The sequence below is a fragment of the Daejeonella sp. genome (assembly GCF_046590655.1).
Classification (GTDB): domain Bacteria; phylum Bacteroidota; class Bacteroidia; order Sphingobacteriales; family Sphingobacteriaceae; genus Daejeonella.
The window spans coordinates 1-23,975 of sequence record NZ_JBKJUM010000022.1; the positions used below are offsets into that span (position 1 = coordinate 1).

The following is a 23,975-nucleotide window of genomic DNA, read 5'->3' on the forward strand; positions in this document are numbered from 1 at the left end:
TATGATGGATGTAAATGAGGCTTTGATGGATATGGAGTTCGACCCTGATGCGGGGCGGCTAATGATACTTAGTGCTGAAATAGATCAATTAGAAGCCTCTCTCTTCGATGAATTAAAACTTCTGACTGACGAGTTCGATAATAAAACCAACCCTGATCCAAATAGTATTTTACTCAAGATCAAGGATATATGGTACCGGGAAAAGTATTTGATGCGGATCAAAACAAGTTTGTTGAACTTTAAGGGGTGAAGCCTGGATAGTTTCTATAATTCTCTTATCCAAATGTTCCGAAAACTAATTGGGGCGCTTGGATCTCCATGATCCTGTAGCTTAATAGGCCCTTTACCATGAAATTGGTATTTAGGCAAACCTATATAAGGAGTATTGCCAGTAATGGTTGTGTTATTCTGAATAACTACCCCATTATGCAATACGGTTACCCGGGCGGGTGAAAATAATGTACGGTCCTCTTTAAAACGCGGCGCTGTATATAGGACATCATATACGTTCCAATTCCCAGGGGGGCGCATTGCATTTTTTGAAGGTGCTGTTTGTTTGTAAATACTTCCAGCCTGCCCGTTTGTATAAGTCTTGTTATTATAATTATCCAACACCTGCAGCTCGTAAATTCCTTGCAAAAAAATACCACTGTTGCCTCTTGCCTGTCCTGATCCGGTAATATTTGGGGGAATAGACCATTCAATATGAAGCTGAAAATCGTTAAACTCCTGTATTGTACTAATATCTCCTGTACCTTTCTTAACGGTAAACACTCCATTCAGTACATTCCATTGTGCGGCTCCTCCATCTTTGTTTTTCCATTTGGATAGATCTTTGCCATCAAATAGTACAATAGCGTCTGAGGGTGCAGTAATAAAGGCATTCGACGTTGCATTACCGGGGGTAACCACACCAGGTACTGGTTCATAAAACTCTGTCATCTCTGGCTTCATAGAAGTTTCTTGTGATTGTGCTTCTGAACTTCCAACCATCAAAAGAAGGAATGAAAAAAATACTGAAATTGAAATGGAGAAAAAAATGTGCTTGTTCATTATACTTTGCTTTTTATAATAGGTTTTGTTTTAAAATTGAATATCGTAAAAATTACACTCTATTTTTAAGATATTCTGCGACTTAAATTGAATATAAAACTAAATTTATCCAATCATAAAACAAACTTTCTTTTCCAGGCATGATCATTCAACGTAAATCTCGATGGCTTTTATCATTAATAATGTTTTTTTCATTTTATGCTGAAGCTCAGGAAATCCGAAAACAAACTCAAATTACGAACATACCTTCCGTTCAAGCCAAATTAAGTAATGATGATCCGATTGTAGACGGTAAAATAATAGGTGATGCATTTTGGGAAAGTATAGAGCCCATTGGTGATTTAACACAAATTAAACCTAAAATCGGCTTTCCAGCTTCCGAGAAGACAGTGATTAGGATTGCTTATACAGATAAAATGTTTTATATCGCAGCGATCTGTTATGATAGTAATCCGAAGGCAATAGTAGTTTCTGACTCAAGAAGAGATGCCGATCTTACAGATGATGATAGTTTTCTATTTATCCTCGATACCTATAACGATACTCAAAATGGTTTTTTATTCGGCACCAATGCAAATGGCATGGAGTACGATGCTCAAATTGATAATGAAGGGCAAGGCAATAGAAATACTAACCGCCAGCAAGGAGGTGTAATCGGTGGTATAAACTTAAACTGGGATGCAGATTGGGATGTCAAGACCGACATAGGAGATTACGGATGGAGTGCTGAGTTTGCTATTCCATTGCGCTCTCTGAGATTTACAGCAGGGGAAAATCGGGTTTGGGGTATCAATTTTGAAAGGAATATTAGCAAAACTACTGAAACAGCTTATTGGGCAACAATTCCAATAGGTTTTGATTTGAAAAGATTGTCTATGGCAGGTAAATTGAACGGATTGATCCTTAAAAATCCCGGCAATTTCAAAATATTTCCATATGCACTTACTCAAGTTGTAAACAATAAGTCCAAAGAACCTGATAAAACTGATACAAATGTTGAGGTTGGAATGGATTTGAAATATAGTCTAACGCCTAGTTTGACACTTGACTTAACTTACAATACTGATTTTGCTCAGGTCGAAGTAGATGATGAGCAAGTTAATTTGGATCGATTTAACTTATTTTTCCCAGAAAAGCGACCATTTTTCCTGGAAAATGCAGGTCAATTTACGGTGGGCAGCCCAGGCGAAGTGGATTTATTTTTTAGTCGTAAGATTGGAATCGGTGGAAATGGGAACATTGTACCTATAATAGGAGGGGGACGAGTTTCAGGCAAAATAGGACAAACTAATGTGGGATTATTAAGCATGTTTACAGAAGACGTCCAAACTCTGGGCATAGATAAAAATAGCTTCAATATGGCTAGAGTAAACCACGATTTTCCAAAAAGCAGATCTTCAATTGGAGCGGCATTTATAAATAGAACAGGATTAGGTGAAGGCAAGATAGATGATTACAATCACGTCATGGCGATAGATGGAAAATGGGGACTGGGTCAAAAAGCACAAATCAGTGGATTTTTATCTAAAAGTGCAACACCTGGAATTACCGATTCTGATCATTCATATAAAATTCAGTTCAGTTATGGTTGGGACAAATGGGACTTTAGAGCTGCTTATACTGAATTAGGCCAAGGATTCAACCCAGAAGTAGGTTTTCTTCAAAGGAGTGCTTTCAGAAAACCTGAATTTCTGGTTCTTTATAGATGGAGACCAGATAATTTGTTGAATTTATTAGAACTTAGGCCTCACGTCTCATTCAGACAATATACCGATTTCAACGGAAATTTAGTTACAGGATACCTTCATATTGACAACCATTGGGTTTGGAAAAGTGGCTTGGAAATTCATACAGGAATAAATTATACGACAGAAGGTGTTTTGAAAGATTTTAATTTATTCGGTGTTTTAGTGCCAAAGTCAAATTACAAGCATAAAGAATTGCAAGTTGTCGTGATGACAAATCAAAACAAAGCACTTTCATTGAGTAGTCAAACTATTTTAGGAGGATATTTTGGAGGAGATAGAATAGCGACAAGAGCAACTATAAAAGCCAGGGTTGGAGATAAGTTTAATTCATCCGTGTTTATAAATCACAATATATTAACTCTGCCAAATGGAGAATTGACAGCTATTGTACTTGGAGGCCGTTTGGCTTACTCATTTACCCCACGTATGTTTGTTCAAAGTTTGGTTCAATATAACAACAGATCAAGTATTACTTCTGTAAATGCAAGATTTGGGTGGTTACAAAATGCGAATAATGGTTTGTTTGTTGTAGTCAATTTAGTAAAAGATAAAGATTTACTCGATTTATTAGATACACAAAGCTTGACACTGAAATACACTCATAGCTTTGATTTATTAAGTTTATAAGTAAGCATTCCGGCTTTTATTGTTCCACTATAAAATGGCTTTTCTGATGGGGCTTTGTGTAGAATTAGGGTGCTTTCCGTCAATAACCAACAAACTTTAACCTGACTTCCATAATTTCAAAAAAATATCTAAGTTTGTAACCCGTTAATGACCTAACGGGAGGTTAGCCGCCATGCACGTATAACTTATGACGCCTGCCTGACGGTAGGCAAGTAGTACGTTCAACTCTAATGCCCAGCTGGCGGAACTGGTAGACGCGTCGGTCTCAAACACCGATAGGAAACTGTGCCGGTTCGATTCCGGCGCTGGGTACCCAATGAATGTATATAAGCCTGTAACTTATTCAGTTATGGGCTTTTATTTTTTACTACATACAATGATGCAATCATCGAAGTGAAACTTCACCGGAGGCTTACTCCGCCGCGGTTCTACCTATCCACTGACAAACTCCTAGTACCCGGCATTTTGCCCTAAAGCTGGAGCTCTGTTCAATTCACTCTGGGGGACAGGATAAAAATTATTCTTAGCTGTAAAAAAGCGGTTCTCCACAACCAATGGCGCATAAGTAAATGCTGTTCCATTTTTTGTAATTTTCACGCCACGTACTGCACCATTAAAAAAAGCTTCTCCCATTTGCCATCTGCGAACATCAAAAAAGCGGTGCTCTTCAAAACACAATTCGACTCTGCGCTCGTTTCTGATCTTATCCCGCATAGCCGATTGGGATAGACCAGAAACCAGCGCTGGCATGCCTGATCTTATTCTGATTTGATTCACTGCATTATAAACCTCAGCGTTAGGACCGACAGCTTCATTTAAAGCTTCAGCATAATTTAATAGCGTTTCTGCATATCTGAATATCACCCAGGGACGTCTTACAGAAGCTGGCGATGGAATATTATAAGTTGCCCCTTCGTTTAGAAATTTTCTTAAATAATATCCTGTTTTAGTAGAATTTAGATTAGTCTGAACATTATCTAAACCTCCGTCAAAAGTTTCTACAGCCCTTGATAGTGTGCCGGTTTTGAAAATAGCACCATTATACACAATGAATTGATTTAAACGAGGGTCCCTGTTTAAATATGGGTTATTAGGGTTATAACCCGATGTTGGATCTGAAATTACCTTACCGTTACTCATTTCAAAAGCATCAACTAAATTTTGTGTAGGATTGGCTCTACCCAGGCCTGAGTTAAAACCTACCGGCGCGTTGTTTTGCTCAATTGCGTTGGTTACAACAGCTGTGGTTGCAAAGATTACTTCTCTATTGTATTGCGTAGCAGCATCACTATAATTCCAAAGATTAGGAAAGTCTGTTTTACTTAATAGAGAGTGTTTATTTAAATCAATTAATGCTTTTGCGGCATTTGCGGCATTTTGCCACCTGGATACATCATTGCTTGTATTATATAAAGAACTGGCGAAATATAATAATACTCTTGATTTTAAAGCCAAAGCTGATGCTTTAGTAGCTCTACCTCTATTGTTAGGATCATAACCACTGTCATAAGGCACACCAGTTCCTGAACCCGTCCAGATAGAAGGTATTAATGCAACTGCAGAATCACAATCTAAAACAATTTGTGCTACAACTTCCTCGATCGTATTCCGCGGAAGGTTTAGATTCTCATTTGCACTAAAGGATCGTTTTGCTAAAACAATCTTTCCATATCTTTTAAATAGTTCAAAATGAAACATCCCCCTTAAGAAAAAAGCCTCTCCTCGTAAGCCCGGGATATCCGTAGTTGGGAAAATCCGGCTTTTAGGCGATTCTTCTAAAAAAATATTCGCCGACCGGAGCGAACCATAAAGGCTACTATATTGATCGTCAAAAGTATTAACCGGACCCCAGGTACCATTACTAACGATATTGACTGGATTATTTAAACTAGAATTTACAGATTCGTCTGACGCACTTGCCATTAAAGCACCGCCGCCCAGGTCGTATCTGGTTAAAAGGCCTCTGTAAGTGTAATTCAAAAAGCCTCTTGCATTTCTGTCTGATCCCCATACGTTTTCACTGGAGACGGGGCCTTCGGTAAAATCAAAGCTTAGAAAATCTTTTTTGCATCCTGAAAATACTAAGGTCATTAAAACAATAACATAAATTTTATATGATAATTTCTTCATCTTATTTTTATTGAGTAAAGCCTAGAATTGAACGTTCAAACCTAAAGAGTAAGTCTTTAAATTAGGATAAGACGAACCGTAGCCTGCGTATGGCATCTCCGGATCTACATCAATATCCAGTTTAGTAAATGACATCAGGTTGTATCCCGTCAGGTAAATCCTTGCTTTTTGGACATTCACTTTTTTTATCAATTTCTCTGGTAGTGAGAAACTAAGTTCTACGGTTCTTAGCTTAAGGAAATCACCGGAGCGAATCCAGAAATCTGAATCCAGGTTGTTGTTTGCCCTATCGGCCACAGCAAGTCTGGGAAATTTGGCGGTAGAAGCTGTTTCGGGTGTCCAGCGGTTTAAACTAAGCTCATTGAACCCCAGCGGTCCAGAATTCACGATTGATTTAATTTGGACGGACCTTCCTGTGACACCCTGAAACTGGGTATTTACCTGAAGAAATTTGTATTTAACATTAAACCCAAAGCCATAATAAGATTTAGGGATATCAGTATAATCAGTGTTGATTGCATCTAAACCATTAATCACTCCGTCATTATTTATGTCTTTGTATTTGATATCGCCAGGCTTAATTACCCCGGCGGGACCTTGAGTAGGGCTGCTATTTACCTGAGCCTGATTTTGAAATAATCCGTCGGAAACATAAAAACGTTTGGTATTTATTAAGGACACGTTACCTGTATTTAATCCAATTGAGGACTGATAAGCCGGTATCCCACGGTCTTCATTTATAGAAATAACTTCATTTTTGGCGTATGTATAATTTCCATTTAATGAGAAATTAAATTCATTAAACTGTCTTTCATAGTTAACTGATCCCTCTACTCCTTTACTATTAACTTTGCCTTCATTTATGCCGGTAAGTGTTATACCTAAAATGCTGGGCACACGTGGAGTGGTAAGAATGTCACTTCGTTTATCATCAAAATAATCAACACTGAGCGTTAACGCTTTATTCAATAATTGAACATCTGTCCCCACATTAAACCGGTTTAATTTTTCCCAGGTAATAAGGGGGTTACCCGCCGGGCTTATTTCATCGGCACTTACAGTAGCCGCAAAGCCAGTTCCGAATGCATAACCGAAACCTGCCGGTGCCCTGTATAATGATCTGAAAGGTAATCTCGCTCCTCCAATGTCTCCATTACCCATGATGCCATAGGATGCTCTAAACTTCAAATAATTTATAGTGCTATTATCTTTCAAGAACGTTTCCTCTGATGCAATCCAACCAGCAGATACCGCAGGGAAAAAACCATACCTTCTATTAGGAGCAAAGTTTTCTGATCCGGCGTAGCTACTTACCAGGCCAAAGAAATATCTGTCTTTAAACCCATAGTCTACTCTGGCAGAAATTTGCTGCCCTCTAAAATCAAGACGCTCTACTGCATTATCTACAGACCGCATAAATCGCAAAGAGGAATTTATTTTATGATCTCCCTTAAACGAGCGCTCATAGTCAACCCCAGCCCATATTTCGTTTCTACGGTTATTGGCACTAAAGCTACTACTCAGGTAATTTAAAGGTGTAGAAGTCCTGTAGGTTATTGGAGGATTAATAGTTAAATCTGTGACTTCATAATTCTTTGTTAAACCTGACTGGTAGCTTCCCTGGGTGTCATAAGAAACCAGGAAATTTGCAGATAAACCTGGAGTGACGAAATTCATCTTATATTTTACATTTGCATTTACGATTAACGCCCGTGTTAAATTTCTGACGTAACCTCTGCCTTGTAATCTCCCAAGAGGGTTGTTTTGGTAAATAGAAGTACCGCCAAACGTGCCATTCTGGTTTAAAATAGGAAAGGCATTTGGAGGCAGATTATATAGATCACTTAACAAGCCTGAAGCCCCGTCAAGTGGCTCCCTTAAGTTTCCTGTCCGTGCAGCAGCATCTAAACCCACCGTCAGGTTGGAATTTAAATCATAATCTAAGTTCACCCTGAAATTTATTCGTTGAAACTTCAGCTGAGAATCGAAGTCATCTGTTTCTGTTGATTTAAAGTTTCCTTTTTGGTTATAGTAACCTAGTAAAGTGAAATATCTAAAACTATTGGATCCCCCGGTAGCAGAAATGACATTTCGGAAGATCGGTGCGCTTTCTCTTAAAAATTCACCTTTGTAATTATTGTTCGGGAAATTAAATGGGTCTGAATTATTCTGATAAGCAGATAATGCTGCCTGATTATAAATTGCTGGTCGCCCGCCATTGCTTAATGCCTCATTGTATAAATTGGCAAATTGAAAAGAGTTTAATGATTGTACATTGTTTGCAGATTGTTGTAAGCCAGTCTGACTGTCAAAATTGATTGAAGTTCTTTTATTACTGCCTTTTTTAGTTGTAATCATCAAAATGCCATTGGCGGCATTCAGCCCATACCAGGTTAGAGCAGCTGCATCTTTTAAAACTGTAAAACTTTCTATCTCATTGATATCGAGATCAGAATAATCCCTGAATATACCGTCGACTAAAACCCTTGGATTATTGCCGCTGTTATAGGTCGAGCGCCCCCTAATCTGCAAAGTACCATTATCATTCCCCGGCCCATTACTTGTCTGCTGTATGTACAAACCAGCTAAGCGTCCCCCGAGAATCGGAGTGAGTGATCCTATAGGCAATTGCGGTAAATCGCTTCCTTTTACGGTGCCTACGGCGTAGGTAACTTCTCTGCTTTTCCTTACTCCAAATGGAATAATAACTTCATCTTCTTCTCCTCCCCCTATTTTTGAGGGGACTAGTGAAATAATTAACCCCTGAGCATCTCCAGCTTTCCGTTGTACCGTAGTAAAATCATTTTTATAAAAAATCAAAATATCAGTCGGCTCTGCCAGGATAGAAAAGCTTCCATCAGCATCCGTAAAAGTTTTTCTGTTTCTTTCCTGAACCTCAACTTGTACACCAGCTAAAGGCATATCACTAGCAATAACCTTTCCCGTAAATAATCTTGGAACTTCCTTTTGCGCAAAACCTTTGTTTGTGGTGATACAGAAGATTAAAGTTATTAGCCATAGACTCTTCATATGTAGACTTTTCATGTATGTTTTTTGAGTTCAAACTTTAATATGCAGATTTACCAGCCGGGATTTTGCTTCAAAGCTCCGGAGCTTTTAAATATTTCGCTTTGAGGAATTGGATAGAGATGCATGTAGTCAAGAAATGTTTTTTGATAATTAGCAGCAAGATTGTATTCCGCGTAAGAAAATGCAGTTCCGGTTTTAGTGATCCTCATCCCTTTCATAGGCTGTGTTACTATGCTGATTCCCGCCTTCCATCTCAGCACATCCCACCACCTCATATCCTCGAATGCAAATTCTACTGCTCTTTCATTTCTAATCCTCGCCCTCATTAGATCTTTAGTTAAACCAGCAGGCAAAACCGGTAACCCCGCTCTGATTCTTACAGTATTTACTGCAGTATAAACTGCAGAGGTAGGCCCTTCTGCTTCATTTAAAGCTTCAGCATAATTCAATAAAACTTCTGCATATCTCAGGTATACATAATTGAGTATTCCCCTATCGCCAGTTTTTCTAATTTGCTCAGGCCATAGTCTCTTTAGATAATATCCGGTTCTTGTAAAGATGTTTGTAGTAGTAGAATTATCCCGTCCTCCGATATAAGTTTCTACCTTTCTGCCAATCCAGTTTTGATCATTATAAATGAGGTTATTATAAAACCTTGGATCCCTGTTCAAATAAGGTTGTTGCGGATTGTAACCCGATGTAGCATCAGTAATTGGTTTCCCATTACTCATTTCATACAAGTCAACATGATTTTGTGTTGGTGAAATTAAACTTTGCTGACCTGCCATACTTGGTGGTGCTATAAAATCATTAATATAACCTACCCAATCTCTGGGAGCTTTTATACTAATCATAATATACTCTTTGGAATTAGGCTGAATCAGCACATTTTCGTAGCTCGCTTCCAAAGCATATTTATTTAAATCAATAATTGCTCTAGAAGCGTCAGCTGCTTTTTTCCATTTCGCAGCTTCGCCTGAAGGATTATTCAAGGGACTTGCTGCATGCAACAGTGCTCTTGCTTTTAATGCCATTGCTGCCCCGGAAGTTGCTCTTCCATTGTCTTTACCGCTAATGATCCATTCTGCTGGCAACAATGAACTTGCTTCATCCAAATCTTTTATGATAAAGGCGAGAGTTTCGTCATATGATGCTCTTGGTAAATCCATTCCAGATTCTTCTACCGTTTGGGCTTTGTTCAAAAGAACAACACCGCCGTATCTCTTCATCAGTTCAAAATAAAAGAACGCCCTTAAAAATACCTGCTCACCCCTGATGAATTTAGGGTTATAGTTCGCATTCCATGGAACCTTTTCAATATTTTCTAACATAATGTTTGCGTTACGTATGCCTCTGTACATGGTTGGGTAGGTGGTAGCTACATCAAAAGCGTTAGGACTTAAAAACTGGCCGCTATTAACCAAACTTACCGGTAGCAGGCCTGTATTTGAAATAGCTTCATCGACAAATTCTCCAGTTGTACCCTGGTGAGCTGCAACAAATCTTGCGTAATCATTTATTAAAAAGGTATAGGTATTATCTCCAAAGCCAGCGGCTAACATTGGATCTGAAAAAAGTTTATCAAAATCGATAGGCACTCCCGGATCTCTCTGTAAAAAATCTTTTTTACAGGAAGTAAATATTATGATAGTGAATAAGACGAGTATATATTTTTGAAATTTCATCATATCAAATTAAAATTGTGCACTTAAACCAAAGTTTATCACTCGTGTGGAAGGGTAAGTAGTCCTCTTATTATCAAACAAGACTTGATTAGTGTAATTCTCCGGATCTAAACCATAAAATTTTGTCCAGGTCTTTAAATTTTGTCCGTTAGCGTAAACGCTTAATGCTTGTAGTTTTGCTCTACTCACCCAACTTTTAGGTAAAGAATATCTTAATTCTACGTTTCTTAATTTTATATAGGATGCATCCTGAAGCAGGAAATCGTTATTGGTTTCATTAGGATTTCCTCCGGCCTGATTCCCAGGTCTTATTGCTGGCCAGGTTGCATATTGATTGGTTGGCGTCCATCGACCCAGCATCTGGTCATAGTATTGATTGGTTCCGCTGCTATAAAAAATGAGATCAGAACTTACGTTTTCAACACCTTGAAAAAGTACGTTAAAAGCAAGCCCTTTATAACCCAATGAAAGATTTAATCCACCAACGTATTCTGGTATGTTAGAAAAGCCAATTGGAACCTGATCTAAATTGGTAATTACGCCATCACCGTTAATATCCTGATATTTAAAATCTCCTGGAATGGATGAATTAGAGGTGATTTTATTAGCCGGATTTGCTGCGATGTCTGCTGCGTCAGCGTAAAACCCTAAAACTTTATAGCCTCTGGTTTGCCCAATACTTTGGCCTACTGCATTTAAATATGCCGGTTGTTGTCCGGGATCATCTGCAATATTTATCCTGTTTTTATTATGGCTTATCTGCGCATTAATACTATATCTAAAATCTCTGATTTGATTTTGATGAGTTAATTCAACTTCATATCCGCTGTTATAGTTTTCACCAAAATTTACTCTTGGCAAACTTTCCCCGTAAGTTGCAAAACTGGTATTATTTCGGGCCAATAGAATATCGTAACGTGTATCATCATAAATATCTGCGGTTAAGCTAAATTTATCTTTAAGAAAAGAGGCGTCTATTCCGATATTACGCTTTAAAGATTTTTCCCATGTAAAAAAGGTATTTCCTATTTGCGAGTGTGTATAAGTTGGTGTTTGATTGGGATTATTTGGATCCCCAAGAGGCAAGTTAACTCCTCTACTATACGCATCTAAATATGGGAACCTACCCCCGGGACTTGGATTACCTACTAACCCTACTGACCCTCTGATTTTAAGCTGACTTAACCAGGTTACATCCTTCAAAAAATTCTCATTTGACACAGCATAGCCTAATGAAAGAGAAGGAAACAGGCCGTATCTTCTGCCGACAGGGTAATTTTCTGAACCGTTATAAGCACCGTTTACCTGAGCAAAGTATTTTCTGTGATAGTTATAGGTGAAATTAAAAACTAAGCCCTGGTTGGCAAACGGGGCCGCTAAAACCCCACTACCTTCAATTTCCCGTAAATCCCTGGTCCCAATAATATTTGAGGCGAGGTTATGTTTTTCAAAGGCCCGCTCATAATTCACAAACATTTGAAGAGTAGTTTTTATATCTCCATAATTTTGCGGACGAATGCCTTGCAAAACTGCATCGAATGTGTTTCTTGAAGGCGAGAGCTGTTTTGTGGTTCTGTTTAGCGTGTAGGCGGCATATGACCCCGTTTGAAATTTAACAGAAGAAAAATTTGAGGTATAGCCAAATACCCCTTTAACTGATAGCCCCTTTGTTAGCTTATCTAATTTCTGATTGAAGTTTACGATACTTTCTGTGACATTATTGTCAAATGCGAAATATCCGCTACCTGTCAAGACAGCATAGGGGTTAAACGTATTGGTTCCTAAACGTTGGAAATCTTCGATCTGGTTAAAGGCTCCATTTGGATTATATGGGTCCTTTGCAAATTCTTTATTAAATGGCAGACCCCATGATGGAATAAATAGTATCCTGCTTACAAATCCCTCTTCGCCGTTAAGGTATGACTGCCTAAAGTCTCCACCTGTTGAAATGCCACTAACAGCATACCGTTTCTCTAACCTGCCTGCTAATTTTACTCCGATGGTGGTAGTTTTTGTCAGGTTAAAATCAACATTAGACCTGAAATTATACCTGTTATAATCAGGAGTAGTTTTAAAATTGGAGCGGGTTGCAAATTCTTTAAATATTCCATCTTCAAAAGTATGACCAAAGGATGCAAAGTATTTCGCCACCTTGGATCCGCCGGATATATTTACATTATTTTGAGTTTGCAGCCAATGAGGCCTTGTTAAGGCTTTATACCAATTTACATCTGGATAAAGCAAAGGGTCGCCGGTGCCGTCTTTAAATATCTGTAAGTCCTGATCTGTAAAGGTTCTATTTGCTGCAGGTACGCCAACATTGATCTGACCCTCATTGTGTAACATGGCGCTTTCATATGCAGGCAAAATACCAGGCAGTTTTTTATAGCTTTGAATACCCACATTACTGGTAAAAGATATTTTAGTAATCCCATCTGTACCGCTTTTGGTTGTAATAACGAATACACCATTAGCTCCCTTTATCCCATATAAAGCTGTTGAGGCGGCATCTTTTAGAACAGTAATTGTCTCAACTTCATTAGGATCTATATCACCGAAGGATTCCCTTTCTATTCCATCAACTACGATCAGCGCTTTTGAATCTGTTGAAACACGCCCCCGGATGTATAATTCAGACTGATTTATACCTGGCCTTCCGCTTAATTGCTGTGCAATTATACCCGGCACCCGACCAACTAATGCATTTGTAATATTTGTTACCGGAGACTTTAAAATATCATTACCAGATATAGTACTTATTGCTGCAGTAACGTCAGACCTCTTTTGGGTGGTTAAACCAGTGACAATAACTTCATTTAATGAATTCTCAGATATTGCTAAAGCAATATTTACCTCATTATTATCTCTAACCAGGTATTCAGTAGTAGTAAATCCGATGTAACTAAAAACAAGTGTATTTCCTTTTCTTGCTGAAATTGAGTACCTGCCCTCGGCGTTAGTCACTGCAGATGTACTGTTATCCTTAAGACGAACCGAGACTCCCGGCAATACCTCCCCATCGTCTGCAGCAGTAATTTTCCCACTTATAATTACTTGTTGGGAATAGGAAATGCTGCTTATTAATATCATGAGAGTCATCGAAAACAATGGCTTCAATAATATCTTGCTCTGCAAGTATTGTTTAAACATAGCAACTATTTTTTCGTGAAAGTATTTGTAAGAGTTTGTAAGCTTTAAATGCTTATTAAAAAGCATTTAATCTTCAAATATAGAGATAGGCGTCAAAATCAAATTAAATTATAATCAATATTTTTTGTACTTTTTGATATTTCTTGAGTTAATTTAAAAAAATGTGCCTGCGACATGAATAACTATTTTAAATATTTGAATATCGGTTCAATTGAAGAAAGATGGGGTTTCTATATTACAACTGTTGGTTACTCTAAAATAGACCCTAATCAAACTTATCCCAATGAGGAACATCCTCTAAACCATACCTTAACATGGAATAAAGGGAGGATATTGAATGACTATTATATGATTTTCATTTCTAAAGGAGAGGGAATCTTTGAGTCCGCTTTAACCACACCTACTGAAATAAAAGCAGGCACTTGTTTTTTTCTTTATCCAGGTGTTTGGCATCGGTACAAACCAAAAATAGAATCAGGTTGGGAAGAGTATTGGATCGGGTTTAATGGGTACTACGCAAATCAATTAATGAACGAAGGTTTTTTTAATTCGCAAAGCCCTTTTATTAATGTTGGTTTAAACAATGACTTATTAGTTTTATTTAGAAAATTAATTGAGACAGTGCGTAATGGTTATACGGGATATCCGCAGTTTATAGCTGGCACAACTCTGCAAATAATAGGATTAGTAAATGCCGTATCCCTTTATCAGGAGTATGATAATGATCCATTAGGCAAGCTCATTCAAAAGGCAAAATTCCTTATCCAGGAATCTTTGGATGAGCCGCTCGATATGGAAAATCTAGCCAGAGAAATACCTATGGGTTATTCCTCTTTCAGGAAAGTCTTTAAGAAAATCACCGGTGAATCACCAAATCAATACCATCTGAATTTACGCTTAAACAGAGCTAAAGATTTGCTTACTACTACATCATTAAATATAAACGAAGTGGCCTGCCAAACAGGGTTTGAATCTGTCTTCTACTTCTCAAAACTCTTTAAAAAAAAGAATGGCATATCGCCAAAGTTTTATAGATCAGCGGTTGAGGATTAATCCCTGAACTTTTTATAGCGGAGATCCGCTAAATCTTTCATGTAACAGTTAATCGTGAACTGATCTGCCACGGGTACTTTTGTAAAAGGAATTGCAGGCATATAAGGTTTTGGACCAAATTCTGTAGTTACAGGAAGGATTTCAGTTTTTGACACATAGTTCTGTTCAACAATCCTGTCCCACCAAACTAAGAAATTATCTAAAGCATATTTCCATTCAGGCGCCCTGGGATCTGCAACCTGAGGCCCTTGTTCAAAACCTATTCTTAAATGGATGTGCCTGCTCCTTTTAATAGCTTCGGTCAGAGTCGAAGTAAAGTTTTCCAACATACTTTCTGTCACACAAACCCAATGAGAAAAATCGGCTGTAATAGAAAAACTTTCCCTTAATTTAAATATTTCTTCAATCATTTGAGGGGAATATCCTACTCTCCCCCGATGTGTTTCGTGTACTACAACAACTCCTGACTTATCTGAAAACTCCTGAGCAATATCAATCAATTGCAGGTTTTGATCCAAAGTAAAGTAATCTCTCCCGGTATGTGAGTTAATTAAAATCGGATCAGCTTCGGCACAAATATTTAAATAGCCGAGAAATGATTTTTTAAATTCAGTAAAGTTTTTCCCATTCGCCTGATGCTGATGAGCAACAATGTACATCTCATGCTTCTGCAGGTAATCGAACAATAGCTTTTTCTCTTTTTTATCCTCTGGTATCCAGGTATCAAAGCCATCGTATCCTGCGTTTTTCACCTTATCTAAAAATACACCGTATTCAAGGTTTTCGTGACCCCAAAGCGGGCTTAATATTTTAATATTCATGGGATAGGCTTAGAGTGGTTTTCTTTTAAAATAATTTAAGATAGCAGAGATAAAACATTTACATATTACTTAACCATAAGATACAACGTCCAAACCATTCGCCAAAAGTTGGCACTACGCTAAATCCATGTCCACCTTTGGCATAAATATGGAGATCAGCAACCACATTACTCTTTTGAAGTTCCTCATAATATTTTAAGCTGTTGGCTACAGCTACTATTTGATCATCTCCTGCATGAACTAAAAAAGTAGGAGGTGTTTGCTTATTTACATGCAGTTCATTTGAAAAGTAATCAACCGATTCTCTTGATGGAGATTTACCTAGTAAATTATCTCTGGATCCAATATGTCCAAAAAGTTCTCGGAAACTTATTACCGGATAAATCAGAAGCATGAAATCAGGACGGAGATTGGTTTTGGATGTGTTGTTAATCAGCACATCATTATAATGTGACCCCAAAGATGCAGCCAGATGACCTCCCGCCGAGAATCCCATAATCCCAATTTTATGAGGATCAATATTCCATTTTTCCGCGCTATCCCTAACAATTTTAATAGCTTGCTGAGCATCCTGTAATGGCGCTATCGATTTATTTATATTGGTCCTATCGTCGGGTAATCGATATTTCAGGACATATGCTGCAATACCCGCTTTATTAAACGCTTCTGCAATGGCATATCCTTCGCGCTTTATATGCAATTGGGCATAGCCTCCACCCGCACATATGATTACTGCTGCTTTTTTAGCTGAAGTTTTATTGCCGGGGTAAAGAGTGAGAGTTGGGTTAGAAATCCTGCTAAAAATACTTTTCTCCTGGTTACTACTATCCGATTCGCTGGTATTTACTTTTTGATTAGGAGACTTTTCAGGATATAGCTTGATTACTTTTTGCGCAACACAATTATGGGCGATAATACCAAATATTATAGCCGGTATAATTGATTTAAAATAAAGCTTGGTCATTTTTACGCTTTAATTAGTGAAGTGATTTTACGATGCCACTTTATATCCTCCCAGATGCCTTTGAACTGAGGATGAGTAAAGTTGGAACTACAGATATATTTATAATTATCATGTTTTTTCGTCAGAACTACAGCAATATCCGCAGCTTCTTTCACCCAATTCCAATTTAATTCAGGATGGTCTAACCAACCTACCGGACCCCAGCCCTCTGTATTGCCACAGGTGATTTTATTTTGCTTAGCCTTGTTAGCAACTGACGTTATTGCTTGATCCATCCAAATGGTCATTTCTGGCTTTTTTGCTTCCCAGAATTTCAATAGTTCCTGAAATTGAGGTCTGTTATCTTTTGACTGATCAATACCAGCCAAAGATCGCCAATGAGGAATATCTGCTGCGGCAGTAAACCATAAGTGAGAATCAAGAGTTCCAAACTCTGAAATATCTATACTATCTAATGGAGTAGTATAAGTTAAACTCATCTGATAAGGGTAACCAGGAAAACGTTGTTTTAATTTAGCTATCAGGTTATTACCAAAATCATGCATAAACTTCTGCTGTAAGCTATTATACCCAGCAACTTTACCCATATCTAAATTATCCGGAATAAATGCGGTAGGATTATTAAGTTTAAACTGATCTACATCTCCCCTTTTATTCATCTCCATTTTAAACCAATCATACCCATGATATTTAGGATATTCATTCAAAAGATCGATATAGATAACGTTATCATCTAATAAATTGTGCTGTTTAAGAAAAGTAAGAGTTTCCGTCCAGGCTCTCAAGGCACCGCCTTCCTCTATAAAAATTCCCCTTGAGCCAGTATTATGATTAGTGAACCAGGAAGAAAGCGCTACCCTGAATCCATATTTTCTACATAAAGGGAGAAACTCCAGCAGAGCCTCTCTGGGACGAAAACTCATGGTATAATCATTCCCCCATTTAGCAGGTGCCCAGCCGTTTTTAATACTCCTGAATTCTTCTGTTATTTTCCCATCAGAATCAGCCGCTACATATTGAGGGAAAACGTCTAAACGAATTGCGTTGTAACCTCTTTCGGCCAGTTCATTTAAAACTTTCTCCCAATTTTCGAATTCGCCATAACGATGGTGACGAAGAAGCCAACTAAAGTCCCACATGGCAATTGCCAATGGCTTTTTCAACTGATGAAGGGGTAATTTTAATTTCTTTTCAGGTGTCCCATACTCTGCAGCATGAGCATCTTGCATGTAAGGTATGGCTAATAAAGAACCTGTTCCGAGCGTTACATTCTTTAAAAAGTTTCTTCTCTCCATCGCCCTTACTCTATTGTTTTGAAATCACAACTTCAACAGGTTCAATCAAAACAACATCACCGTAGGTAAACTTACCTTCTGCATCACTTTTTACATTAAGAGTTTTTTTACCTCTTCTGGTAATATTATAAGAAGTATTAGGAGTTAAATGATAAACACTAAAGTTTATTTTTTCCATTTTATTATCTGTCGAAGACACATTCAAAACCATCTTATTATTGCTCCAATCTTTCACTTCTAAAATTAGAGATTTACTGCTTTTAGTGTCTGCGATTAAAGACGACTTTGCTTCATATCCATTAAAGTAAAAGAGCTTATTATCCTTACTAAAGAAACCAAAATCTTTTTTGGAAATTATTTGATGCTTACCATTAGAAACCGAATACTTACTCATCTCTAAACCTACGTCTAGTTTTTGATCTCTATAATTATATTTTATGATCGTTCCGGCTAAATCTTTAGTGATATGAGGATTTAAATAAAATCTATTGTATAAAGGATTGATACCATATATAGCCTGATAAAGTCCCACCACCGAGAGACTGTTTCCTGAAAGAATGTCATCTCCTAAGCCGTCCTGTTTAACCCTCCCATATCTTTGATATGCTAAGCCATCTTTACTGTGCCTCTCCATCACGTTACGTACATATTTTAAGGCCAGTTCTGGTTTGTAATTAGCGTAGGCTTTCACCGCAACAGCTCCCCATGATAAAAACAGATCTCCATTTTCATAGAAAGGGAAAGGAAATTGCTCTTCTTTTCCTTCACCAGGAGCATAGGATGACATGGTTAAAGGCCAAAAGAAAAGTTTTTCCTGCTGCATCTGCGTTTCAATATTGTCCAGAATGATTTTAGTTTTTTTTTCATCATCACAAATACCGTACGCAATAGCCATAAAATTTACAGGTGTTACCATGTTTCTGCCGTGTACACTTTTATCTTTATCGAGCCAGTGAACGTAACATTGCTTTTCTTCATCCCAAAAACCACCTTCGGTTGTAGGCTTATTAAAACTCCTTTTTAGTTTTGCGGCAAAATCTTCATACTGTTTTGCTTTCAGATCATTATTCAGTTCATGTTCAATCACTGCCCATTTAGTCAAAGCAAAATATAATTTAGCATTTACAAAAGCATTCTCATAAGCTGCCCAAATGATATCAATCCAATCACTGCCTCTTTTATCCTTATAACTATCAGTCATCATTTCAACCAGTCCGTCCCCGTCACTATCTCTTTTTATTATATAATCCAGGGCTTTCTCCGAAGATAGTTGATGTGTTTTCACCCATTTAATATCACCTGTCTGATCAAATAACTCGGCAACATTGGTGACTAAATCTGGATTAGAATCCATCAGATAGCCCCATTGTGCTTCATAAAATCCCTTGTCAGTGACTTCCCCAGGCATGATATCCACGTTATTATAAGCCCAGCGAGCCCAAACCCTTCCATCTGGTTTAATGGCGTTATCCCGATAAAAATCTAAGCATTCCTGATAACCCTGCAGGTAACTATTATCATTAATTGCCAATCCCAACTGCGCAATGTATTGCTCATGTAAGCATATAGGGCCATAGGGAGTGTGCCAGCTGTTTCCTCCAAAATGCTTTGCATCTATAACTCCAATTCTTGCAATTGTATTTAATACAGAGCTTACTTGCTGGCCGTTCATTCCAACATACTTGCCTCTGCCATATTCCTTGTCAAAATCAAAATAGGAAAGGGTAATTTTTTGAGTTGTTTTCTCTGATGACACCCTGAAAGCAGACCACACATTGGTATTCTGACGGATAAACCTTTTCCTGTTTGTTCCCGCATCATAACGAGGAATCATTTCCTGATCAGACACTGTAACACCATAAGCCAGTTGATCATTATTAGTTCTGGAATACTTCATAGCTACCTGTTTTCCTGGTGCGTCTACAAGTACACTTAAGCCATTCCTTGTTTTACTGTTCCAAAATTTTGAAGAGTTAGTATGAACTCCATACGTAGCTAATTTCTCATTAAAAAGGTAAAACCAGGCTAGACCACCATAGCCTTGATAAGCGCCTTCCCAAGTATTTATGCTGGAGAAATTAAAAGAAGGAATGCTGGCTTCTTCTATGGTAGCAGGATTTGAAAAACTTCTTTCTACATTAAACTTTACATCCTTTTCTGAGGTTATAAATTCCCATGTCTCATTAATGATCACATCTTTATCCCCATATCTGATGCCTTTTATTTTTATAATATTCTTATCAATGCTTATGATAGGTTGTGTGCTTAGATTTAAGGTGTTATAAATCCCGGAAGCTGTTTTTATCTCTGAATAGATACCCGCTTTCCCTTCCATTACTTTTTGTCCGTTTACTTCTAGTAAAGATATATTCGCTTTCCTGTTGTAATCTAACGTTAGCTTTAATTTCTGATTTCCAAAGCTGATAGTTTTGCTATTTGAGTCATTCAAAGTTTTGATTGACTGAGCCATTACTAAGCTGGTTAAAGAAAGGCTGTACAAAAAAATGAGAAGAGACAATTTTCCTGCTTTTCTTAAACGATTATTCCATGGTTTGTTGTTCATAGTGAATTTATTGAGTGATACCTTCCCAGTTATCCGTTCTGAATGGCGACGCTGGTAAACCAGCCTTGTTATATAAATTACAAACCGGATTATTAGCCCAGGCATATCTTACTTATTTCCATTCAGCAATTACTTCTTTAATAGCTAAAATCCCGTCCGGATATTTATCTAAGCCATTCTCCCAATTAAAAATAGTTAAGAAACGGCAATCTTTAAACTTCAGTGTTTGCTGGATATTAAAGATCCACTCTTTTTTATCATTACCCGGCCACCACCATTCTACCGCGGCCCAGCCCGGCACCGTTCTTCTATCCAAAATATCCGTTAAATCACCCGCTATGCCTGGGTTAGTGCTATATAAACTATAGCCAGGAACCGAGTGATCAATACTACCTGAACTAAAACTTAAATGCTTTTCCCTGGGTGAATAATTTCCTCCCTGGTGAGTAAAGATTATGCTTATGGGCAAACCCATAGTCAATGTATTTCCTATCTGGCATAGTAGACTTTTAAACCATCATTTATTACTGTAAAGTAATGGATTCTGTTTTTCATCATTCAATAGATCGCCGGGCTTTATTTCCTTTATCTGATCATCGCTAAGGATATTCTGAGTACCATTAAAGGCGTTACCATCCGGCATGTAAGCACAAGTCATTGCCCTTCTTACTCCTGGAGTCATATTGGCATTTGCACCGTGTACTGTTAAGCCATTGTGAAAAGAACAACTACCGGCTTTCATAGGCGCCGCTACAGATTTATTAGCAGCTAAATCTTTATAAGTAGTAAATATTGCACCCATATTTTTTCCAATTCCCGGATTTTCAAAAGTAGTTTTATGATTACTGCCTGGTATAAAAAACAGGCAACCATTTTCGTAAGTCGCATCATCCAATGCAACCCAAATAGACAATGCTCTCCGATCGGTAAAAGACCAGTAAGGAGTATCTAAATGCCAGGATGTTGGGTTTGCCCATGGCTTTTTGATCAATGCCTGATCATGCCAGATCCTTATCCCATCTGCACCCGATAGCTGAGCTGCCATTTTACCCAACCTTTCATCTAACATAACTTTTCTCATCTTTTCATTATCCTGCCAAAGGTTGATAAGCTGGTCAAATACATTGTCATAATAACTTTTGTCTGCATCATCACCTTTACCATAAACTTCTTTCCGATCCGGCATTTTATATCCTTTACGTTTCTCAATAGCTTCGTTTAAAGCTTCCCTCCAAAACTCTAGTTCTGTTGCAGACAAAAAATCTTCGATAACTACATATCCATCAGTTTGAAATTTTTCAATCTGATCTACTGAAAGTTTATTTTTCATTTTTATAATTTATTGCTTTGTTGTGCTAATTAGTGGATGCTACCTTAACACTTAATAATTAGTTTATAATTATCAAATATAATTAGGGGAGTATTACTGGAACTATAATTATCTACATATTTTTTATACTTTTTGATATTCTGTGAACGTTCGAAATTATAAATATTTTACTTTTAGTGATCGTGGTCAATCTTCTTTAACGTTTTATTATGTCAATTGCGAAGTTTGATGGTAATTCTCTGTTTGGATAGAAACTTGCCTATAAGTATAAGCCTTATTAAAGTTTTCTATAGATCCAGATACTTCCATGCATTAAAATGTTGAAATTATTAGAAAATATCAGTCAGGGGATACAGTTAAACGCTGCCCAGAAAGAGAAAATTTTAAGTGTATTTAGCCCAGCTATCCTAAAAAAAGGAGAACATTGGATAAAAGAGGGCAAGGTTTGCAACCATGTAGAATTTTTAGATAGGGGTAAATTAAGGGTTTATTATAGCGGTGTTTAAGGTGCCGAAACTTCCTGCCATTTTTTTTCTGCTTGGTAGCTTCGTCTTAGCGAAAGTTCGAGCAGAGCAATTCTAATGAGATTTATGTTCATCAACAATCAGGAGATTTTGGTAAAATCGCTAACCTTGTATTTAGGTTCAACTCGTGTTTAATTAGATTTTGAGAATCAAAAAAGTGGTTTAATGGTCCATGCCCTTCCCCGGTTTTAACATCCAGTCCGGAAATGATGGCTTGTTGCACATACAATTTAGCCTTTTCAATCGCCGTACCGAGATCATTACCCAAGCCAATAAAAGCTGCAATGGCAGAGGAAAGGGTACAGCCAGTACCATGGGTGTTTTGTGTTTCGATGGCAACTGAACTGAAGATTTTTTCAATTCCGTTTTTATCAAGGTAAACATCAAAAAGATCAGTTCCTTTAAGATGGCCTCCTTTTATCAATACTGCGTTACATCCCGACTGGGTCATCCGGCTGGCAGCCTCTTTCATATCACCAACAGTACTGATCTTCATTGCGGCGAGTATTTCTGCCTCGTCTAAATTGGGAGTAACCAAGCTCGCTATTGGAAATAATTCCTTTTGAAGTGTGGCAATCGTATTGCTTTCAATCAGACGGTAACCACTGGTTGATACCATTACAGGATCGAAAATGACGGGGATTTGCGGATAAGCATTTAAAATTGCGGCAATTGCAACTGCCAGTTCCGGGGAGTGAACCATGCCGATTTTAATCGCTGCTGGCTTAATATCATCCATAACAACCTTAATCTGTCCCTGAACAATATCAGCCGGAATTCTATGAATACCGGTTACCCCTAATGAGTTTTGTATAGTAACAGCAGTAATTGCCGAAGTTCCGTAGCACCCCAGGGCACTAAATGTTTTTAAATCGGCTTGTATCCCGGCGCCGCCACCGCTATCCGATCCGGCAATGGAGAGTACGGCAGTATATCTGAATTGTTTACTCATGAAATTCCATTTTTTACGCTGAAAATTTCTCCTTCAAAGAATGGCTTGACGACATTAACGGCCATTTTGCTTCGCTGACCCGTTTGGCATACGAAGACGAGTTTTTTATCGATTGAAAAGGTTGAAATATGCTCATTGAGTTCATATAGGGATATATTCACGCCTCCAATATTGTAATCCTCAAATTCATAGTCCTCCCGTACATCTACCAGGTATACTTTTTCAGGCGTTTTCGCCATCCATGTTTTTAGGACCTCCATCGAAATCTCCTCATTCGCAATTTCAGCAGGCTTTTCCTCAGTCGTCGCAGGTTTTGGTATGGATTGTTTTTGCGCAGCTATTTCAAAAACATTCATGCTGTTGTCAAGCGCATTTATGGTCAGCAACTTACCTGAAAGCGTTTCACCTATTCCGCAAATAATTTTAATCCCTTCATTGGCCATATAAGTGCCGATCATACCGGGCAATACACCAATTACGCCAATCTCCGAACAATTGGGCACTTCGTCCGCGGGAGGTGCCTCGGGAAAAACATCGCGATAGTTTGGCCCATCATGGTAATTGAAAACGGATACCTGACCTTCAAACTTAAATATGGAACCAAAGACAAGCGGTTTGTTCAGCGACACACAGGTATCGTTTACCAGGTATCTGGTCGGAAAATTATCAGAACCGTCAATTATGAGATCGTACATATCAACAAGGCGGGTGGCATTATCAGATGTTAGTCTTTCCTGGTAAGCTGTTATAATAGCAAAGGGGTTTAAAAGTTCGAGTTTTTGTTTGGCTGTTAGCGCTTTTGGTTTTCCCACATCGGCAGCGGAATATAAGATTTGCCGGTGCAGGTTGCTCACATCAACCACATCGTCATCAACAATACCAATGTATCCAACCCCGGCTGCCGCCATGTATTGTAAAACGGGGCAGCCCAAACCACCCGCACCGATCATCAGTACCTTGGCTGCCTTTAATTTTTCCTGCCCGTTAATACCTAATTCGGGTAAAGTAATTTGGCGGTTATACTGTTTTAATTCTTCCCGTGTAAGCATA

The 23,975-nt window shown here is 38.0% G+C and carries 16 protein-coding genes and 1 tRNA gene; 4 read left to right on the plus strand and 13 right to left on the minus strand.

Annotated features, from left to right (window positions below):
- The coding region (locus ACLL8Z_RS02090) for an iron-sulfur cluster co-chaperone HscB C-terminal domain-containing protein (RefSeq protein ID WP_411273095.1) at positions 1 to 250 on the plus strand (250 nt) is incomplete at its 5' end.
- A 14-nt stretch (positions 251 to 264) separates the two neighbouring features.
- On the opposite strand, the gene ACLL8Z_RS02095 is transcribed toward ACLL8Z_RS02090, so the two are convergent.
- Entirely contained in the window at positions 265 to 1,053 is a 789-nt protein-coding gene (locus ACLL8Z_RS02095; RefSeq protein ID WP_411273096.1) for a DUF1080 domain-containing protein, read from the minus strand.
- 182 nt (positions 1,054 to 1,235) lie between these two features.
- Between ACLL8Z_RS02095 and ACLL8Z_RS02100 the strand changes: the two genes are divergently transcribed.
- Together ACLL8Z_RS02100 and ACLL8Z_RS02105 are read left to right on the plus strand one after the other, a co-directional pair.
- On the plus strand, positions 1,236 to 3,428 hold the full coding sequence (locus tag ACLL8Z_RS02100; RefSeq protein ID WP_411273097.1) for a DUF5916 domain-containing protein: 2,193 nt from the start codon (positions 1,236 to 1,238) through the stop codon (positions 3,426 to 3,428).
- 232 nt (positions 3,429 to 3,660) lie between these two features.
- Positions 3,661 to 3,740: transfer RNA gene (locus tag ACLL8Z_RS02105), tRNA-Leu, on the plus strand.
- 138 nt (positions 3,741 to 3,878) lie between these two features.
- Here the strand turns inward: ACLL8Z_RS02105 and ACLL8Z_RS02110 are convergent.
- Genes ACLL8Z_RS02110 through ACLL8Z_RS02125 form a run of 4 tightly spaced genes read right to left on the minus strand, consistent with a single transcriptional unit; the run spans position 3,879 to position 13,423 of the window.
- Entirely contained in the window at positions 3,879 to 5,558 is a 1,680-nt protein-coding gene (locus tag ACLL8Z_RS02110) for a RagB/SusD family nutrient uptake outer membrane protein (protein WP_411273098.1), read from the minus strand.
- 21 nt (positions 5,559 to 5,579) lie between these two features.
- Entirely contained in the window at positions 5,580 to 8,603 is a 3,024-nt protein-coding gene (locus tag ACLL8Z_RS02115; RefSeq protein ID WP_411273099.1) for a SusC/RagA family TonB-linked outer membrane protein, read from the minus strand.
- Positions 8,604 to 8,638: 35 nt separating this feature from the next.
- Positions 8,639 to 10,276, minus strand: coding sequence for a RagB/SusD family nutrient uptake outer membrane protein (locus tag ACLL8Z_RS02120; protein WP_411273100.1), 1,638 nt, complete (start codon positions 10,274 to 10,276; stop codon positions 8,639 to 8,641).
- Between the two features lie 6 nt (positions 10,277 to 10,282).
- The gene (locus tag ACLL8Z_RS02125) at positions 10,283 to 13,423 is read right to left on the minus strand and encodes a SusC/RagA family TonB-linked outer membrane protein (protein ID WP_411273101.1); all 3,141 of its coding nucleotides are present in this window, start codon (positions 13,421 to 13,423) and stop codon (positions 10,283 to 10,285) included.
- A gap of 174 nt (positions 13,424 to 13,597) precedes the next feature.
- Between ACLL8Z_RS02125 and ACLL8Z_RS02130 the strand changes: the two genes are divergently transcribed.
- On the plus strand, positions 13,598 to 14,476 hold the full coding sequence (locus ACLL8Z_RS02130) for an AraC family transcriptional regulator (protein ID WP_411273102.1): 879 nt from the start codon (positions 13,598 to 13,600) through the stop codon (positions 14,474 to 14,476).
- Here ACLL8Z_RS02130 and ACLL8Z_RS02135 read toward each other — a convergent pair.
- From ACLL8Z_RS02135 to moeB, 8 genes are all read right to left on the minus strand, one after another.
- Entirely contained in the window at positions 14,473 to 15,297 is an 825-nt protein-coding gene (locus ACLL8Z_RS02135) for a sugar phosphate isomerase/epimerase (protein ID WP_411273103.1), read from the minus strand. The two genes, ACLL8Z_RS02130 and ACLL8Z_RS02135, sit on opposite strands and share 4 nt — an antisense overlap.
- A gap of 58 nt (positions 15,298 to 15,355) precedes the next feature.
- Entirely contained in the window at positions 15,356 to 16,261 is a 906-nt protein-coding gene (locus ACLL8Z_RS02140) for an alpha/beta hydrolase (RefSeq protein WP_411273104.1), read from the minus strand.
- A gap of 2 nt (positions 16,262 to 16,263) precedes the next feature.
- Complete coding sequence (locus tag ACLL8Z_RS02145; RefSeq protein WP_411273105.1) at positions 16,264 to 17,556, minus strand: cellulase-like family protein; 1,293 nt, start codon at positions 17,554 to 17,556, stop codon at positions 16,264 to 16,266.
- Positions 17,557 to 17,566: 10 nt separating this feature from the next.
- Positions 17,567 to 20,119, minus strand: coding sequence for a hypothetical protein (locus ACLL8Z_RS02150; protein ID WP_411273106.1), 2,553 nt, complete (start codon positions 20,117 to 20,119; stop codon positions 17,567 to 17,569).
- A 112-nt stretch (positions 20,120 to 20,231) separates the two neighbouring features.
- Positions 20,232 to 20,594, minus strand: a complete 363-nt coding sequence (locus ACLL8Z_RS02155; RefSeq protein ID WP_411273107.1) for a hypothetical protein — start codon at positions 20,592 to 20,594, stop codon at positions 20,232 to 20,234.
- 42 nt (positions 20,595 to 20,636) lie between these two features.
- Positions 20,637 to 21,449 carry a phytanoyl-CoA dioxygenase family protein gene (locus ACLL8Z_RS02160; RefSeq protein WP_411273108.1) on the minus strand — a complete coding sequence of 271 codons (813 nt, stop codon included), beginning with the start codon at positions 21,447 to 21,449 and terminating at the stop codon, positions 20,637 to 20,639.
- 597 nt (positions 21,450 to 22,046) lie between these two features.
- Positions 22,047 to 22,925 carry a bifunctional hydroxymethylpyrimidine kinase/phosphomethylpyrimidine kinase gene (gene thiD / locus ACLL8Z_RS02165; RefSeq protein WP_411273109.1) on the minus strand — a complete coding sequence of 293 codons (879 nt, stop codon included), beginning with the start codon at positions 22,923 to 22,925 and terminating at the stop codon, positions 22,047 to 22,049.
- On the minus strand, positions 22,922 to 23,974 hold the full coding sequence (gene moeB, locus ACLL8Z_RS02170) for a molybdopterin-synthase adenylyltransferase MoeB (protein WP_411273110.1): 1,053 nt from the start codon (positions 23,972 to 23,974) through the stop codon (positions 22,922 to 22,924). The genes thiD and moeB overlap by 4 nt, the downstream gene beginning before the upstream one ends.
- Position 23,975 lies beyond the last annotated feature (1 nt).